The organism is Actinoallomurus soli (assembly GCF_024055715.1).
GTDB classification, from domain to species: Bacteria; Actinomycetota; Actinomycetes; order Streptosporangiales; family Streptosporangiaceae; genus Actinoallomurus; species Actinoallomurus soli.
The window spans coordinates 1-16342 of record NZ_JAMXMV010000007.1; the positions used below are offsets into that span (position 1 = coordinate 1).

The window sequence follows — 16342 nt, forward strand, 5'->3', positions numbered from 1 at the left end:
CTCCCGATGACCGGCCCGACCCGAGGGCCACCGCCTCTCCCGATGACCGGCCCGACCCGAGGGCCACCGCCTCTCCCGATGACCGGCCCGACCCGAGGGTCGCGGCTTCTCCCGGTGGCGGCCCTGCCGCGAGGGCCGCCCGCTCGCCCGCGAGGCCGCCGCCGACCGGCGGCAGGGAGTCGACCATGCCGGCGATGAGCTGCCGGCCGACGGCGATGACGGCAGGCGGGTCGAGGACGAGGCGCAGCGGATCGGCCGCCGCGAGGGCGGCCGTGATCACCTGGAGCCGGTCCAGCGGCAGTGTCTCCTCCGAGAGCCCGGACTGCGCCGCCCGCGCGACCGCCACCGCCTCCGGCCGCGACCGCCACCGTGGGCCCCTGGGTCCGGAGCGTGCCCAGGACGACCCGGAACCTTCGCCGTACCGCCCCGGCTCAGGGCCGGCGGACGACCCGGAGCCTTCGCCGTACCGCTCGGGCCGCGCGCCGGACGGCACGGAGTCCTCGTGCGGCCCCGGGTCCGTGCCGGTCCACAGCCACTCCGCGACGGCCTCGAAGTCGCGGGAGGCGGCCAGGCCGAGGGCGTCGCGCCCCCGGTAGTACGGGCGGTCGTCACTGAGCGCGGTGACGCGCGACTCGATCACCAACTCGCTCGCGCCGGGCGGCCGTCGCGGCCGTCCCCGGCGGGCCAGCTCCTCGACCTCGGCCGGGTCGAACAGGCTGCGCCGGCCGTCCGGCGAACGCCGCCGCCGCAGCACGCCCCGGCTGACGTACGCGTACAGCGTCGCCGGCTTCACGCCCAGGCGCGCGGCCGCCTGGGCCGCGTCCATCCACTCGGCCGCCGTCTCCGTCACGACCGCCACCGTACGCGGGGTTCCGCGGGAAAGGCGATGTCGGATTCCCGCGAGCGTCCGGTGCCCGCGAATTGATAGGAAGAGAGGGTGGACGTCGCGATCGGATCACTGGAGACGCCGCTGGGGCGGCTGGCCTTCGCCTGCACTGCGGAGGGCCTGTGCGGGCTGTCCTTCCGGGACACGCCCCGCGCCCGCGCGCTCCTGCGCGCGGGGCTGCCGCTGGTCGACGCCCCGGCGCGGACGGAGTCCGTGCGGGAGCAGCTGAGCGGCTATTTCACGGGAGACCTGCGGGCGTTCGACCTGCCGATCGACTGGCGCCACACCTCCGGCGCCCAGCGGGAGGTGCTGGAGAAGCTGTACGCCGGCGTGTCCTACGGCGAGACGGTCACCTACGGGCGGCTGGCCGACCTCAGCGGCACGGGTGTGCCCGCGCGGGCCATCGGCTCGATCATGGGCTCCAACCCGATCCCGATCGTCGTGCCGTGTCACCGGGTCGTGGCCTCCGACGGCCTCGGCGGTTACAGCGGCGGCTCCGGCGTCGAGGTGAAGCGCTGGCTGCTCACCATGGAAGGCGCGATCCCCGCCACCCTCGACTGGGACCCGTCCGCCGGGCCGCTCTCCTGAGCCCCGTACACGTCAGTCCGTCCTCGCCCCGAGTGCTTCATAGGTGACGCCGGTCCGTTCCGCCGAGACCTCCCACAGCCGCCGGCCGAGCCCGGGATCGTCCGCGGCGCGCAGGGTCGGTACCCGGTGCGGGGCGCCGCGGCTCTGTCCCGGCCCGCGCGGTCCGTAGCACTGCCCGCCGCGCACGTCGGCGGCGGTCGCCGCGTACAGCGTGGGCTGGGCGCCGGCGGCGTCGGACTGCGCGAGGATCGCGGTGCCCAGCCCCTGGACGAGCCCGCCGATCCTGCTGCCGGCCATCCGCGGCCCGGCCTGCTGCAGGTTGGTCGCGGCGTACCCCGGATGGGCCGCGACGCTGACGAGCCGGCCGCCGGCGCGGCGGTCGAGCTCCTTGGCGAAGACGAGGTTGGCCAGCTTGGACCGGCAGTACGCGGTCCACTTGCCGTAGCGGCGCTCGCCGTCGAGGTCGTCGAAGTCGAGGCGCCCGAGCCGGTGCATCATGCTCGTGACGGTGACGACGCGCGCACCGGGCCGGTCGAGCAGGGCGGGCAGCAGCAGGCCGGTCAGCGCGAAGTGGCCCAGGTGGTTCGTGCCGAACTGCAGCTCGAACCCGTCGGCGGTGGTCCGGTGCGGCAGCGCCATCACGCCCGCGTTGTTGATCAGCAGGTCGAGCCCCTGCTCCCCCTGCTCCTCCGCGAAGGCCCGGACGGAGCCGAGGTCGGCCAGGTCCAGGGAGCCGAGCGTGATGTCGCAGTCCGGCACGGCCGCGCGGACGCGGTCGAGCGCCGCCCGGCCGCGTTCGGCGCTCCGGCAGGCGAGGACCACGGTCGCGCCGTGGCGGGCCAGTTCGAGCACGGTCCGCAGGCCGATCCCGCTGTTGGCGCCCGTGACGATGACGCGTGTCCCGGTGAGGTCCGGGATGTCATCGGTGGTCCACTTGGCCATGACGCCACCTCCACTGGCCGCCCATACTAGAACGTGCTTCGGTTTCCCGGCCGGAACCCCGGCCGATCCCGGACGCCACGGTCGTACGTCCGTTTGACGGCGGGCGGGCCGGTCGATAATTGGATCATGTCGTCGCAGGTCATCGTCCCGCACCGGCCCGGTCCGCTCATCGACCCGCCGGTCCTGGCGGACGGCGGCGGACCGGCCGAAGACCAGGAGAGGGGAATGGGGATCCCCGAGGTGGTGCTCGCGGCCGGCGGCGCCGTCCTGTTCGCCGCGGTCATCGCGGCCGGCCTCCCCGCCTGGCTGAGCGTGGTGGCGGTCGCCTGCCTGGCGCTGGGCCTCGCGCTGCCCGCGCAGGCGGCGGCGCTGCGCGCGGTGCGCCGCCGCCGGCTCCGGCGGCACTCCAGGGCCCTCGACCGCGGCATCCCCCTGGACGTGTCCCATTCCTCGGTGCGCCGTCTCGTCACCGCGTACGAACGGCTCCGGCGCACCGCCGGGCCCGGAATGGCGGTGGACGCGGGCCATCTCGCACTCGTCGAGGCCGCCGTCCTGCTGGGCGGCCGCGCACCGGGCGAGGAGCAGGTCGGCTACGTCCTCCGCCGGGCCGAGGCGGTGTCCGCGCTGGCCGACCGGCTCGCCGACGGACCGGTCCCGCCCGTCGAGCTCGCCGGCCCGGACTCGGTCGCGCGGATCGAGGCGCTGCTGTCCTGAGGCCCCTCGTCCCGGCCCCTGCCGCCGGACCAGGGCTCCCCGGGCCCGCCGCCGCTCAGGGGACGGCGAGGCGTACGGCCTCCTCCGCGTCCGCGGCCCGCGTGACGCCCGGCAGCGGCTCGCCCCGCTCGTCGAGGACCTGCCAGCCGCCCAGCTGCACGACCGGGACGTCGCCCCGGCGCATGGCCAGGGCCAGCTCGGACAGGGTCCCCCACGAACCGCCCACGACGATGACCGCGTCGGCGGAGGCCACGAGCACGGCGTTGCGCGCCTCGCCCATCCCGGTGGCGATCGCCGCGCTCAGCCCCGGCGCGGCGCCCTCCCGGTCGGGCCGGGACAGCACGCCGACGACCAGGCCGCCGGCGGAGCGGACGCCCTCCGTCACCGCCGCCATGACGCCGGTGTACCCGCCGCACAGCACCACGACGCCGCGCTCGGCCAGCAGCCTGCCGACCTCGTGCGCGGCGTCGCGCTCGGCGTCGGTGCAGTCGCGGGGACCGCACACGGCGACCTGGATCAGGACAGGGATCCCTCGATCGCCCCGATCACCTCGTCGGTGTCCGGCTCCATGCGCGGGTCGAACCGCGCCACGACCGTGCCGTCCGGGCCGATGAGGAACTTCTCGAAGTTCCACCGGATGTCGCCGGTGTAGCCGGACGCGTCCGGAACGGTGACGAGCTCGGTGTACAGCGGGTGCCGGTGCTCGCCGTTCACGTCGACCTTCTCGGTGAGCGGGAAGTCGACGCCGTACGTCGTCGAGCAGAACTCGGCGATCTCCTCCGGGCTTCCGGGCTCCTGACCGGCGAACTGGTTGCAGGGCACGCCCAGCACGGTGAACCCGCGGTCGGCGTAGGTCTCCTGCAGCCGCTGAAGTCCCTCGTACTGCGGGGTGAGCCCGCACTTGGAGGCGACGTTCACGATGAGCACGCTCTTTCCGCGGTACTGACCGAGGTCCGCGGGGCCGCCCTCGAGGCGGTCGATGTCCACGTCATAGATCGACACAGTCCGAAATCCTAGTCTTGATTCATGGGCGAGATCCTGGTCGGCACGGCGTCGTGGACGGACAAGACCCTCCTGGAGAGCGGCTGGTACCCGCCGGACGTGAAGACGGCCGAGGATCGCCTGAAGTACTACTCCTCGCGGTTCCCGCTGGTCGAGGTCGACTCCACGTACTACTCGCCTCCGGCCGAGCGGACGGTCGGCTACTGGCGGGACCGCACGCCGGCGGGCTTCACCTTCAACGTCAAGGCCTTCTCGCTGCTGACGCAGCACCCGACCCGGCGGGACGCGCTGTACAAGGAGCTGCGGGAGCGGGTGCCCGACAAGAGGACGGTCTACCTGCGCGACGTCCCCGGCGAGGTGGTGGAGGAGGTGTGGCAGCGGTTCCTCGACGCGCTGTGGCCGCTGCACGAGGCGGGCCGGCTCGGCGCGCTGCTGTTCCAGTTCCCGCAGTGGTTCCCGATCGGCCGGGCGAACAAGGAGTACATCCTCCAGGTGAGGCGCAGGTGCGAGCCGATGCGCGTCTGCGTGGAGTTCCGCAACCGGACCTGGATGAGCGAGGACAACCGGGAGGAGACCCTGGACTTCCTGCGCCGGTACGACGTGCCGTACGTCAGCGTGGACATGCCGCAGGGCCATCCGAGCTCGATCCCGCCGGTGCTCGCCGCGACATCCGGCCTGGCCGTCGTGCGCTTCCACGGTCACTCGGAGAAGTGGACCAGCAAGAACATCTACGAGCGCTTCGGCTACCTGTACTCGGAGCGGGAGCTGAGGGAATGGGCGCCGAAGCTGGAGCGCCTGGCCGAGGACGCCGACACGACGCACGTGCTCCTCAACAACTGCTACCGCGACCACGCCCAGCGCAACGCGGCCCAGTTGGCCGCGCTGCTCGAATCATCTTCGGAACAGCGGCCCTAGCGGTTCGGCAGGTCGCTGACGAAGGTGGACAGTGAGTTGGCCGCGCCGCTGATGCCGCCCAGCGCGCCGTGCACGACGTTCGCCGCGCTGTGCGGCCGGCTGATCAGATAGAACGCCAGGAACGCCAGGCCCCCCCACTTGAAGAACTTCTTCATCGCGAGTCACTCCTCGTATCGAGCGAGATACAAGGAGTAACTTCCCAGCTATCGCGGCGGGCAGCAGCCGGTGCCCGCAAAGCGGTGTCCTCAAACGGCAAAAGTTTCCGCCGGAGCGCCCGCCCCGACGGGCCACCGGGGCGGGACCGTCCGCCCCTCACACCCGACCCGCGACCTGCAAACTTCACGACGGCCAGTATTCATTGAAGTACGGGCCGGGCGCGGCGGGTTGAGCCTCATCCGGCTGGCAGATCCCACAGTTGGACGCCCCGGCTGCCGCTGGCGAGGGTCTTGCCGTCGGGATCGAAGGCGATCGAGTTCACGTCTCCCGGTGCTCTGAAAGCGGAAGTACCGCGCCGGGAGGCGATGTTCCAGAACATGATGTTCCCGCCGCTCCCGCCGTTGCCGCCGGCTCCGGCGACGACGGCTCCCTCGGGGCTGAACGCGACGGTATCCAGGGAGATGAGGTTGGTGGCGACCTGGAACTCGACGGTCCTGGTCCGCGTCGCGACGTTCCAGAGCCCGAGGCTCGACCTGCCCAGCCCCTGGCTGGTCATCGGCCGGCCGGAGGTGCAGGCGAGAGTCTTGCCGTCGGGGCTGAATGCGACCTGGACGATGGAGTTCGAGGTGCCGGCGGTGAAGACGGCCTTGAGGGCATGCGATGCGGCGTCCCACAGCGCTACCTGTCCCCAGAAGGATCCGCTGGCGATGGTGGTTCCGTCGGGGCTGAAGGCCACCGAGAACTGCAGGAGCCGATGCTTTTGATCGTCCAGCCGGTCCAGGAACTTTCCGGTGGCACTGTCCCAGAGGGTGACGACGCCCAGATAACCCGTCGCTGCGAGGATCTTGCCGTCCGGGCTGAAGCAGAGTTGGTCGGTCTTGGCGCCGGGGGCGATGGTCGCGAAGGCCGTGCGGTCGACCGTGTTCCACAGTCGGATCGTGCTGTCCTCGCTGCCGCTGGCGATGGTCTTTCCGTCGTGGCTTATCGCCACCGGGCCCACCGACCTGGTGTGGCCCACCAGCGAGGCGAAGTCGGTCTTGGTGGCGACGTTCCACAGCCTGACCTTCCCGTCGTCGCAGCCGCCGACGAGGATCTTGCCGTCGGCGCTGAACGCCACCGAACCGACCTTGCCGTAGTAGCCGGGGAGGGTGTTGGCGGACGGGGCGGCACTGCCCTGTCCTGTCTTGCCGGCCGGCTTTACTCGCGCGGGACCATCCTGGCTCTGGGACAGCAGTGCGAAGGTCGAGGCCCCGGCGACCACCGCGGCCCCGAGCCCGCCGAGGACCAGAGCGCGCCGGGGCACACCGGATCGCGGCGGTTCCGGCTGGGCAGGTGGGGCTTCCTTGAGGGTCGGGGTGAGTACCGTCTGTGCGGATTGGCGTTGGATTTCACGGAGTCGGCGGGCCACGGTCGGGGCGTCGGGGCGTTGCCGCTGGTCCTTCCTCAGCAGGGAGTTGATCAGGTCGGCCAGTGGCCCAGCGTCGTGCAAGGCAGGTGTCGGGCGGGTGAGGATCCCGGTGATGATGGCGGCAAGGGTCGGGCCTTCAAAGGGAGGGTGGCCTTCGAGTGCGGCGAACAGCGTGGCGCCCAGGGACCACAGGTCGGTTGCGGCGGTGAGCTCCTGTCCTTGCAGTTGTTCGGGCGACATGTACTGCGGAGTGCCCACCACGGTGTGAGTGCCCGTCAGGCGGGTGGTGTCGTCCAGGATGCGGGCGATGCCGAAGTCGGTGATCACCGGGCCTTCCGCGGCCAGCAAGATGTTGCCGGGTTTCAGGTCGCGGTGGATGACACCGGCGGCGTGGGTGTGGGCGAGTGCCTCGGCGACGCCGGCGCCGATCGTGGCCGCTCTCGCCCTGGTCAGGGTCCCCTCGCCGGTAAGGACGGCATCGAGTGAGCGCCCTGGGACGAATTCCATGATGATCCAGGGCGCGCCGTCCTGCTCTACCGCGTCGTAGACGGTGACGATCCCCGGGAAATCAAGCCGGGCGGCGGCCCTGGCCTCGCCGATGGCCCGCCGGGCCAGCTGCTCGCGGTCCGGCTCGGCGAGATCCGCGGACAGCAGTACTTCCTTGACCGCCACCTCGCGACCAAGGAGCTCGTCGTATCCCCGCCACACCCGCCCCATGCCGCCCCGGCCGACCAGCTCCGTCAATCGGTACCGGCCACCCACCAGCCCGCCCGATGCATCACCCACGACCCTGGCCTTCCTCACGAGACGTCACACGAGGCCTGAGGATCATCACTGAAGTACCCACAGACGCACGGCCGTTCCTCCGCTGGCGATGAGGCGTCCGTCCGGACTGAACGTTATCTGTCCCTGTGCCCCGGCGGGGCCGGCGAGCGGAGTGGCCGGCGCCCGGCTCGCGACGTCCCAGAGGCGAATCTGCCTGGTTTCGGGGGTCGTTGCGGCGAGGAGCTTTCCGTCCGGAGAGAACGCCACCGAGTTGATGTCGACGACTTCGCAGGGCAGAGTCGCTACCGCTGCATGGGTGGTGGCGTCCCAGAGACTGACGGCAGCGCTCTTGTCCGGCGCGGAGCAGCAGCTTGCGACGAGCTTGCCGTCGGGACTGAACACGACCGTGTTCACCAGGTGATTGCGGCCGGGCGAGAAGCTGGCGGCGACGGTGCGTCTGGAAACATCGCAGATTTCGATGGTCGGTCCAAAACCGCCGACGGCCAGGTCCTTTCCGTCCGGACTGAACGCGAGCGACAGCACCCCGAGAGGATCAATTTTCGCCGAGACGACGGTATCGATGGATTGGTCGTTCTGGTTTTCGGGATCTTCGACATCCCAGAGGGCGACGGAGACCTGGCCGGTGGACGCCAGGCTCTTGCCGTCCGGGCTGAACGCCACGGCGTAGACCTCGGTATTGGGAGTGAAGGACGCGGTAGCCGTTCGAGTGGCGAGATCCCACACCCGGACGGTGGTGTCGCCGCTGCCGCTGGCGAGGGTCTTCCCGTCCGGGCTGAATGCCACCGAGTTCACGCCCTTGGTATGGCCGATCAGGGGCGCCTGGGCCTGACGGGTCGCCAGGTCCCACATTCGGACCGTGGCGTCGTCGCAGCCGGCGGCGAGGGTTCTTCCGTCGTGGCTGATCGCCACCGAGTTGACGCCGCCCGTGTAGCCGGGGAGGGTGAAAACCTGACCTTTCCTCAGCCCGGCCGTGTCGAAGCCGGCTCCCCTGCCGGTGCCGGACGAGGACGCCAGGAATGCGGCCGTCGTGCCGCCGGCCACCACCGCGGCACCGACTCCGCCGAGGATGAGGGAACGCCGGCTGAGCTGGGGCCGACTTCTGCCGAAGGTGTTTTCCGTGCCGGCCGGGGCGGACACGGTTTGTTCCGCCTGGCGTTGGATTTCGCGGAGTCGGCGGGCCACGGTCTGGGCGTCGGGACGTCGCTGCGGGTCCTTGTCCAGGAGGGTGACGATCAGATCGGCCAATGGTCCGGCGCCGCGCGGGGTGGGGGCCGGGCTGGTGAGGACCGCGGTGATGATGGAGACCAGGGTCGGACCGTCGAAGGGCGGGCGGCCCTCGATCGCGGCGAACAGGGTGGCGCCCAGGGACCACAGGTCGCTTGCGGCGGTGACCTCTTGTCCCTGCAGTTGTTCGGGCGACATGTACTGCGGAGTGCCCACCACGGTATGAGTGCTCGTCAACCGGGTGGTCTCGTCCAGGATGCGGGCGATGCCGAAGTCCGTGATCACCGGGCGGTCTCCGGCCAGCAGTACGTTGTCCGGCTTCAGGTCGCGGTGAACGACACCGGCGGCGTGTGCATGGGCCAGCGCCTCCGCCACGCCCGCGCCGATTGCGGCTGTCCTCGCCCAGGTCAGAACCCCGTCGCGGGTGAGCAGTGCGCCGAGTGAAGGTCCTGGGACGAACTGCATGATGATCCAGGGAACGCTGTCCTGTTCCACCACGTCGTAGACGGTGACGATCCCGAGGAAGTGCAGCCGGGCGGCGGCCCTGGCCTCGCCGATGGCCCGCCGGGCCAGCTGCTCGCGGTCCGGCTCGGCGAGATCCGCGGACAGCAGTACTTCCTTGACCGCCACCTCGCGACGAAGGAACTCGTCGTATCCCCGCCACACCCGCCCCATGCCGCCCCGGCCGACCAGCTCCGTCAATCGGTACCGGCCACCCACCAGCCCGCCCGATGCATCACCCACGATCGCCACCCTAGCCAGGCACCCCCGGCCCGAGAAGGAGAAGAGCGATCAAGCGTCGCGGAAGGCGTCCGCCTTCTCCACCTAGGCGAGGAGTCGGGGTCGATCCGTCGCTGCCGGTCCGCGCAGCAGACTCGAACAACCACCACAGCGGTGCCGCACCGATCCGGCGCCGGGCTTGCGCCGGTCCGCCGGCGCCGGGAGCGGCGACTGGCAGGAGATCACGCAGCCGGGAGTGCACCGTGCCGGTAGCACTCAACTGCACGGCCTTGCGGCCGGCTAGCGGGTCCCGAAGCTCCGGGGTATCTGCCTGTCCTCGCGCAGGTCGCGGAACAGGGTGCCGGCCCGCGCCGTGTCCCAGGTGATGTACTCCCCGACGCCGGCCGCCGAGCCGGTGCCGCCGATGGGGACCGTGGTGGTCAGGCCGTCGCCGCTCGTGATGCCGCGCATGGCCCAGGCGAAGCTCACCAGGTTGTAGAGATGGTCGTCCTGGTCGACCGCGAAGGTGTCCGTGGAGCGCAGCGCGAACGGGACGATCCGGAAGGGGTTGAGGAGCACGCCCGGGCTGGTCGCCTTGTGCACGAGCGCGGCGAGGAACTTGCGCTGGTTCTCGACCCGCTGCAGGTCGGCGCGGGCGAAGGCGCGGCTGCGGACGAAGCCGAGGGCCTCGCCGCCCTTGAGCGTCTGGCAGCCCGGTTTGAGGTCGATGCCGGCCTTGCGGTCCTTCATCTCCTCGGGGATGCACATCCGCACGCCGCCGACCGCGTCGGTCATGCCGACGAACCCGGCGAAGCCGATCTCGGCGTAGTGGTCGATGTGGATCCTGGTGGCCTGCTCCACCGTGCGGACGAGGAGCTTCGGCCCGCCGAAGGCGAAGGCGGCGTTGAGCTTGTTCGAGCCGTGGCCGGGGATCGGCACGTACGAGTCGCGGGGCAGGCTCACCAGCGTCGTGCCGTGGTCGCCGATGTGCAGCAGCATCATCGTGTCGGTGCGGCGTCCCGCGGCCTGGCCCGTCTTGAACTCACTGCGCTGCGCCTTCGACAGTCCCTCGCGGCTGTCGGAACCGACGATGAGCCAGTTGGTGCCCGGCGTGTCCCCCGGACGGCCGGCGTAGTCCTCGAACACGTCGATGCGGTGCAGCCGTGAGTCGAGGTAGAAGTAGCAGCCGACGAGCAGCAACAGGAGAACGAGGAAGGCGATCAGCAGGCGGCGCCCCCAGTGGGCGCGCCGCCGCGGCGTCACGCCGCCTCGGTCGTGCGTTCCCGGCGTGCCGGCGTACGAGGACGCGCCGACCCCTCCGTACTCGGGCCGATTACTCATGGTGGCCACGTTAAGGGGCGCAATCGGGTGCTCGCGTCACCTTCCCGGATGATTCACCCGCCAAGAATCATCATCCTTGCGAGTGCGGTCCGGCCGCCCGTCCTCCTCCGTACGGAGACCGGCGGCCGGGGAGACACGGGGGCGTGGTCGAATAAGGACATGGCGGAAGAGCTGGAGACGCTGTCGTCCAAGGAACTGCACGACCGGGCCATCGAACGCGCGGTGCGGCATCTCGACGTCGGGTTCCTATGGCGGCTGCTGAAGGCGATCCCCGCGGCCGAGGCGGCCGCGGGTCACCAGGACCAGGCCGAGGCGGACGTCTCCCACCTGTCCTCGATCCTCAACGAGTTCGCGCACGCGGGCGACGGCGACGTCGCCGATGCCCTGCGTCCCCTCTACATCGAGTACCTCCGCCGGGCGAAGTCCTGACCCGGACCCTGACCCGATCGATGACCCGTCACTGACCGAATGCGGACACACGGGCTGCATGTGGTCCAGAACGCATCTAGCGTCCCTTCCGGAACCTGAGTGACACGGCGACGGAAGAGCGACCACAGCGGCCGGTGCGCGGAGGTCTCGCGCCCGAGGCCGGCGTTCGGGCAGGAGATCTGCCCGGGATGGGAGCCCCATGACGGGCATCGGGCGACGGGATCTCCTGACGGGCGCGGCCGGTGCCGCGGCGATCGCGGGCATGGGAGTCGGAGCGGCTCCCCCCGCGGAGGGCGCGGCCCCGTCAGGGCCGCCGAAGGAGGAGCCGTCCGGCCGGCCGACGGGCCGCACCGTACGGCTGCGTGAGGGAACGGACCTGGCCGCCCAGGTCTCGCCCGACGGACGGCTCATCGCGATCGACCTCGTCGGCGTGCTGTGGGTCCTGCCGGCCTCCGGCGGCCCCGCGCGCCGGCTGACCGACGACCTGTTCGACATCGCGCAGCCCGAGTGGTCGCCCGACGGGCGGCGGCTCACCTTCCAGGCGTACCGCGACGGCGTGTTCGACGTGTGGGTGATGGACGCCGATGGATCGAACCCGCGCCGCCTGACCGAGGGACCGTACGACCACCGCGAGCCGCGGTTCTCCCCCGACGGCACCCGGATCGCCTTCTCCTCGGACCTGTCCGGGAGTTACGGCATCCACACGCTGCGGCTGGACACGGGGGCCATCAGCCCGGTGACCGACTCGGCGGCGGAGGAGTACGAGCCGGCGTGGTCGCCGGACGGCGCCCGCATCGCCTTCGTGGTCGCGAACACCCGCATCGACGTCGTCGAGGTGGCGACCGGCGCGCGCCGTACGGCCGTGACGGTGCCGTCCGGCCAGGTGATCCACAGCCCGGCCTGGACGCCCGACGGCCGGGACATCGTCTACACCCTCGTCGTGGACGACCGCAGCGAGCTGTGGCGCTCGGGCCGGGCGCTGGTGACCGGCGAGGAGGTCTTCCCGTTCCGGGTGTCCTGGCCGTCGGCGAAGGAGTTCGTCTACACGGCGAACGGCCGGATCCGCCGCCGGTCGCTCGCGGGCGGCCGGCCGCGTGACATCGGCTTCACGGCGCCGGTCACCGTCGTCGCCCCCTCCTACCGCAGGCGGAGGCGCGACTTCGACTCGACGGCGCCGAAGCCCGTCGTGGGCATCGGCAGCCCGGTCCTGTCCCCCGACGGCGGGCAGGTGGCGTTCCGGGCCCTCAACGACATCTACACCATGAAGATCGGCCAGGCGCCGCGGCCGCTCACCCGCGACCACTGGTGGAAGTGCGATCCGGCCTGGTCCCCGGACGGCCGTTACCTGTCCTACTCCACGGACCGTGGTGGCAAGCTCGACATCTGGATCCGGGACCTGCGCACCGGGCGGGACCGCCGGCTGACGAACCTGCCGGGCGGCGCGGCGCTCTCGGGGACCTGGTCCCATGACGGGTCGCACCTGGCGTTCCTCGACCAGACCGGGGCGCTGTACACCGTCGCGGTGGCGTCCGGGGACGTCCAGCGCGTCTACCCGGCGACCTTCGAGCCCGGCCGCCCGACCTGGTCCCCCGACGGGAACGTCATCGCCCTGGCGGCGATCAAGCCGTACTCGGCGCGGTATCGCGAGGGCCTGAGCAAGATCCTCCTCGTCGATCGCCGTACGGGGGCCGGCACCTACGTCGACCCGCTGCCCGACCGCTCGCTCCAGACGCGCGGGGACGACGGGCCGGTGTGGTCGCCCGACGGCACGAAGATGGCGTTCGTCGTCGCCAGCGTGCTCTGGGTGGTCGACGTCCACGCCGACGGCACCCCGGCGGGCGGACCCCGGCAGGTGACCGACGAGGTCACCGACGCCGTGAGCTGGAGCGGCGACTCCTCCGAGCTGCTGTACCTGAACAACGGCCGCCTCCGCGTCGTCTCCGTGGACGGCCGCCGCACCCGTACCGTTCCGGCCCCGCTGACCTGGACCAACACGCGGCCACGCGGCCGCACCGTCGTACGTGCGCGGCGAATGTGGGACGGCAGCGCACGGGGGCTGCGGCACGACGTGGACATCGTCGTCGAGGGGCACCGCATCATCGCCGTCGAGGCGCGGGGGCACGGCCGGGGTGACCGGATCCTCGACGCCGGGGACTCGGTCGTCATCCCCGGCCTGGTCGACATGCACAACCACCGGGAGATGCAGGGGTACGCGTACGGCGACCGCCAAGGGCGGCTCTGGCTCTCTCTGGGCGTCACGACGACCCGCTCGCCGGGCAGCCCGGCGTACCACATGGTCGAGGCCCGCGAGTCGTTCCAGTCCGGCGCCCGCGTCGCACCGCGCTACTTCGCCACCGGAGAGGCCGTCGACGGGCCGCGCATCTTCTACAACTTCATGCGCCCCACCTTCGACGCCCGCCAACTCGCCCTCGAACTCGAACGCGCGGGCGCGCTCGACTACGACCTGATGAAGGCGTACGTGCGGTTGCCGGCGGGATGGCAGCGGGAGGTGATCGAGTGGGCGCACCGGCACGGTGTTCCCGCCACCTCCCACTACCACTATCCGGCGTTCGCCTTCGGCGGGGACGGCATGGAGCACATCGGCGCCACGAACCGGCTGGGCTACTCCCGTACGGTCACCGCGCTCGGCACCGGATACGAAGACGTCATCGAGATCTTCAACGCCTCGGGAGCGGCACGGACGCCGACGCTGTTCGGAGCGGTGACGCTCCTCCGGGAGGACACCTCCCTCGTCACCGACCGACGGGTCAGGACCCTCTACCCGTCATGGGAGTACGCCTCGCTGCAGGCGGCGGTGACGACGGCCAAGACCACCGACCAGACCGTCACCCGGCAGAACCTCGCCCGTCAGGTCGCCCAGGTCGCGGCCATGATCCGGGGCGGCGGACGGGTCATCACCGGCACGGACTCCCCCATCGCCAACACCGCCGTCAGCACCCACCTGAACCTCCGGGCCATGGTGAAGTACGGCCTGACCCCGTACGAGGCGCTGACCACCGCGACGCGGACGCCCGGCGAGGTCCTCGGCGAGCCCCTCGGCCAGATCAAGCCCGGCATGTACGCCGACCTGGTCCTCCTGGGCGGGGACCCCCTCGAGGACATCACGCGGGTCGCCGACGTCCGGCAGGTGATGGTCAACGGGGAGACGCACACGGTCGACGCGTTGCTCGCGCCGTTCGCCGCCACGGAGCAGGCGGCGGCCTCCCCGGCGGGGCGGATGCTTCCGCCCGTCCCGGAGCACCCGTCCAACCGGCGCTACTGGTGGCACGACCCGCACTATCTGGAGGAGAGCAAGCGGTCCTGCTGCATCGACTCCTGACTTTTCGGTCGGCTTTTACGGCCGTTCAAGAATGACCGCACAGCGCGGACGAACACACCTGGCGAACACCCGGTGCACCACGGCCTAACGGTCCTCTTCGGCTCGGACGGGTTCTTCCCAGATACGACCCATCGGTCTAGGATCACTACCGTTTGTCAAATGTTCTGACAAGTCTGGAAACTCCGGTCCAATGGAGCACCGGGAGATCCAGGCTTCACCGAGCAGTCTGACAGGGGAGTCCTTCATGACCGGTGACGACCAGATCAAGAACATCGTTGTCCTGGGAGGCGGCACGGCGGGCTGGATGTCGGCCGCCTACCTGGGAAGGGCCCTCGGGCGATCGGTCAGGATAACGGTGCTCGAAGCACCGGCCATTCCGAGGATCGGGGTGGGCGAGGCCACGATCCCCAATCTGCAGAAGGTGTTCTTCGACTTTCTCGGCCTGTCCGAGGAAGACTGGATGCCGGAATGCAACGCGAGCTACAAGATGGGCATCAGATTCATCAACTGGCGGACGCCCGGCGAGGGTGAGGCCCGGTCTCGGCCGCACGGAAACGGGCGGGACGAGTTCGATCACTCATTCGGACTGCTGCCGGAGCACGACAACCTGCCGCTGTCGCACTACTGGACCTACAAGAAGCTGCGCGGCGCCACCGACGAGCCGTTCGACCGCGCATGCTATGTCCAGCCGGCGATCTTCGACCGGAAACTGTCCCCCCGCCACAGGGACGGCACGAAATGGGCGAGCTACGCGTGGCACTTCGACGCCCAGCTGGTCGCCGACTTCCTGCGCCGGTTCGCCACCAAGGAGCAGGGGGCGGTGCACATCGAGGACAGGTTCACCGACGCTGAGATCGACCAGAACGGGCACATCACCGCGATCAACACTGAGGCCGGCCGCAGGCTCGAAGGCGACCTGTTCATCGACTGCTCAGGGTTCCGGAGCCTTCTCATCAACCAGGTCATGAAGGAACCGTTCCTGGACATGAGCGACCACCTGCTGAACGACCGGGCGGTCGCCACCCAGGTGCCGAACGACGACGAGAACGACGGCATCGAGCCGTACACCTCGGCGATCGCGATGTCCTCGGGCTGGACCTGGAAGATCCCGCTGCTCGGCCGGTTCGGCACCGGCTACGTGTACTCGAGCCGCTTCGCCACGCAGGACGAGGCGACCGAGGAGTTCTGCCGGATGTGGAACCTCGATCCGGAGAAGCATTCGCTCAACCACATCAGGTTCCGGGTCGGCCGGAACCGGCGGGCCTGGGTGAAGAACTGCGTCGGCATCGGCCTGTCCTCCTGCTTCCTTGAGCCGCTGGAGTCCACCGGCATCTACTTCGTGTACGCCGCGCTGTACCAGCTGGTCAGGAACTTCCCGGACAAGCGCTTCGACCCGGTCGTGACGAACCGGTTCAACCGCGAGATCGAGAAGATGTTCGACGACACGCGGGACTTCATCCAGGCCCATTTCAGCTTCGCCCCGCGGAACGACACGCCGTTCTGGCGCGCCTGCAAGGAGCTGGAGCTCGCCGACGACTTCAAGGAGAAGGTCGCGCGGTACAAGGCCGGCCTGGGGGTCGACCTGCCGGTCACCGACGAGAGCAACTACTACGGCAACTTCGAGGCCGAGTTCCGCAACTTCTGGAGCAACGCGAACTACTACTGCGTCTTCACCGGCCTCGACGTCCTGCCGGAGCACTCGACACCCCTCCTGAGCCACCGCCCGGACTCGGTTCAGTCCGCCGAAGCGGTGTTCGCCGAGGTCGCACGCCGGCGGGACGAGCTCCTGGGCACCCTGCCCTCGACCTACGCCTACCTCCGCCACCTCCACGGAAACTGACGGCACGCCGCCCCCGGGCGCGCCTGCCCGGGGCCGGGGCGATGAACGAGG

General features: G+C 70.6%; 14 protein-coding genes. 6 read left to right on the forward strand and 8 right to left on the reverse strand.

Annotation, left to right across the window (positions count from 1 at the left end; translation table 11 throughout):
- The coding region (locus NDW01_RS18775; protein ID WP_252822284.1) for a helix-turn-helix domain-containing protein at positions 1 to 850 on the reverse strand (850 nt) is incomplete at its 3' end.
- Between the two features lie 87 nt (positions 851 to 937).
- Between NDW01_RS18775 and NDW01_RS18780 the strand changes: the two genes are divergently transcribed.
- Complete coding sequence (locus NDW01_RS18780; RefSeq protein ID WP_252822286.1) at positions 938 to 1474, forward strand: methylated-DNA--[protein]-cysteine S-methyltransferase; 537 nt, start codon at positions 938 to 940, stop codon at positions 1472 to 1474.
- A 12-nt stretch (positions 1475 to 1486) separates the two neighbouring features.
- Here NDW01_RS18780 and NDW01_RS18785 read toward each other — a convergent pair whose 3' ends face one another.
- Positions 1487 to 2416, reverse strand: a complete 930-nt coding sequence (locus NDW01_RS18785; protein ID WP_252822288.1) for an oxidoreductase — start codon at positions 2414 to 2416, stop codon at positions 1487 to 1489.
- A gap of 126 nt (positions 2417 to 2542) precedes the next feature.
- Here NDW01_RS18785 and NDW01_RS18790 point away from each other — a divergent pair, with 126 nt between their 5' ends.
- Positions 2543 to 3130, forward strand: coding sequence for a hypothetical protein (locus NDW01_RS18790; RefSeq protein ID WP_252822290.1), 588 nt, complete (start codon positions 2543 to 2545; stop codon positions 3128 to 3130).
- Positions 3131 to 3185: 55 nt separating this feature from the next.
- Here NDW01_RS18790 and NDW01_RS18795 read toward each other — a convergent pair whose 3' ends face one another.
- Positions 3186 to 3635: a TIGR00725 family protein gene (locus NDW01_RS18795; RefSeq protein ID WP_252822293.1), complete on the reverse strand. Its 450-nt coding sequence runs from the start codon at positions 3633 to 3635 to the stop codon at positions 3186 to 3188.
- Positions 3636 to 3646: 11 nt separating this feature from the next.
- Positions 3647 to 4132, reverse strand: a complete 486-nt coding sequence (locus tag NDW01_RS18800; protein ID WP_252822295.1) for a glutathione peroxidase — start codon at positions 4130 to 4132, stop codon at positions 3647 to 3649.
- A gap of 24 nt (positions 4133 to 4156) precedes the next feature.
- On the opposite strand from NDW01_RS18800, the gene NDW01_RS18805 reads away from it, so the two are divergent.
- Positions 4157 to 5047 (forward strand): DUF72 domain-containing protein, encoded by an 891-nt coding sequence (locus NDW01_RS18805; RefSeq protein ID WP_252822297.1) that lies wholly within the window; start codon positions 4157 to 4159, stop codon positions 5045 to 5047.
- Here the strand turns inward: NDW01_RS18805 and NDW01_RS18810 are convergent.
- The 4 genes from NDW01_RS18810 to NDW01_RS18825 form a co-directional block, all read right to left on the reverse strand.
- Positions 5044 to 5202 (reverse strand): hypothetical protein, encoded by a 159-nt coding sequence (locus NDW01_RS18810; protein WP_252778318.1) that lies wholly within the window; start codon positions 5200 to 5202, stop codon positions 5044 to 5046. The genes NDW01_RS18805 and NDW01_RS18810 overlap by 4 nt on opposite strands.
- Before the next feature lie 236 nt (positions 5203 to 5438).
- Positions 5439 to 7397: a WD40 repeat domain-containing serine/threonine protein kinase gene (locus tag NDW01_RS18815; RefSeq protein WP_252822300.1), complete on the reverse strand. Its 1959-nt coding sequence runs from the start codon at positions 7395 to 7397 to the stop codon at positions 5439 to 5441.
- Between the two features lie 45 nt (positions 7398 to 7442).
- Positions 7443 to 9365, reverse strand: a complete 1923-nt coding sequence (locus NDW01_RS18820) for a WD40 repeat domain-containing serine/threonine protein kinase (protein ID WP_252822302.1) — start codon at positions 9363 to 9365, stop codon at positions 7443 to 7445.
- 276 nt (positions 9366 to 9641) lie between these two features.
- Positions 9642 to 10682: an LCP family protein gene (locus NDW01_RS18825; RefSeq protein ID WP_252822304.1), complete on the reverse strand. Its 1041-nt coding sequence runs from the start codon at positions 10680 to 10682 to the stop codon at positions 9642 to 9644.
- A gap of 159 nt (positions 10683 to 10841) precedes the next feature.
- On the opposite strand from NDW01_RS18825, the gene NDW01_RS18830 reads away from it, so the two are divergent.
- The 3 genes from NDW01_RS18830 (at position 10842) to NDW01_RS18840 (ending at position 16291) form a co-directional block, all read left to right on the forward strand.
- Positions 10842 to 11111, forward strand: coding sequence for a hypothetical protein (locus NDW01_RS18830; RefSeq protein ID WP_252822306.1), 270 nt, complete (start codon positions 10842 to 10844; stop codon positions 11109 to 11111).
- A gap of 199 nt (positions 11112 to 11310) precedes the next feature.
- The gene (locus NDW01_RS18835; RefSeq protein ID WP_252822308.1) at positions 11311 to 14451 is read left to right on the forward strand and encodes an amidohydrolase family protein; all 3141 of its coding nucleotides are present in this window, start codon (positions 11311 to 11313) and stop codon (positions 14449 to 14451) included.
- A 244-nt stretch (positions 14452 to 14695) separates the two neighbouring features.
- Positions 14696 to 16291, forward strand: a complete 1596-nt coding sequence (locus NDW01_RS18840) for a tryptophan halogenase family protein (protein ID WP_252822311.1) — start codon at positions 14696 to 14698, stop codon at positions 16289 to 16291.
- The last annotated feature ends 51 nt before the right edge of the window (positions 16292 to 16342 follow it).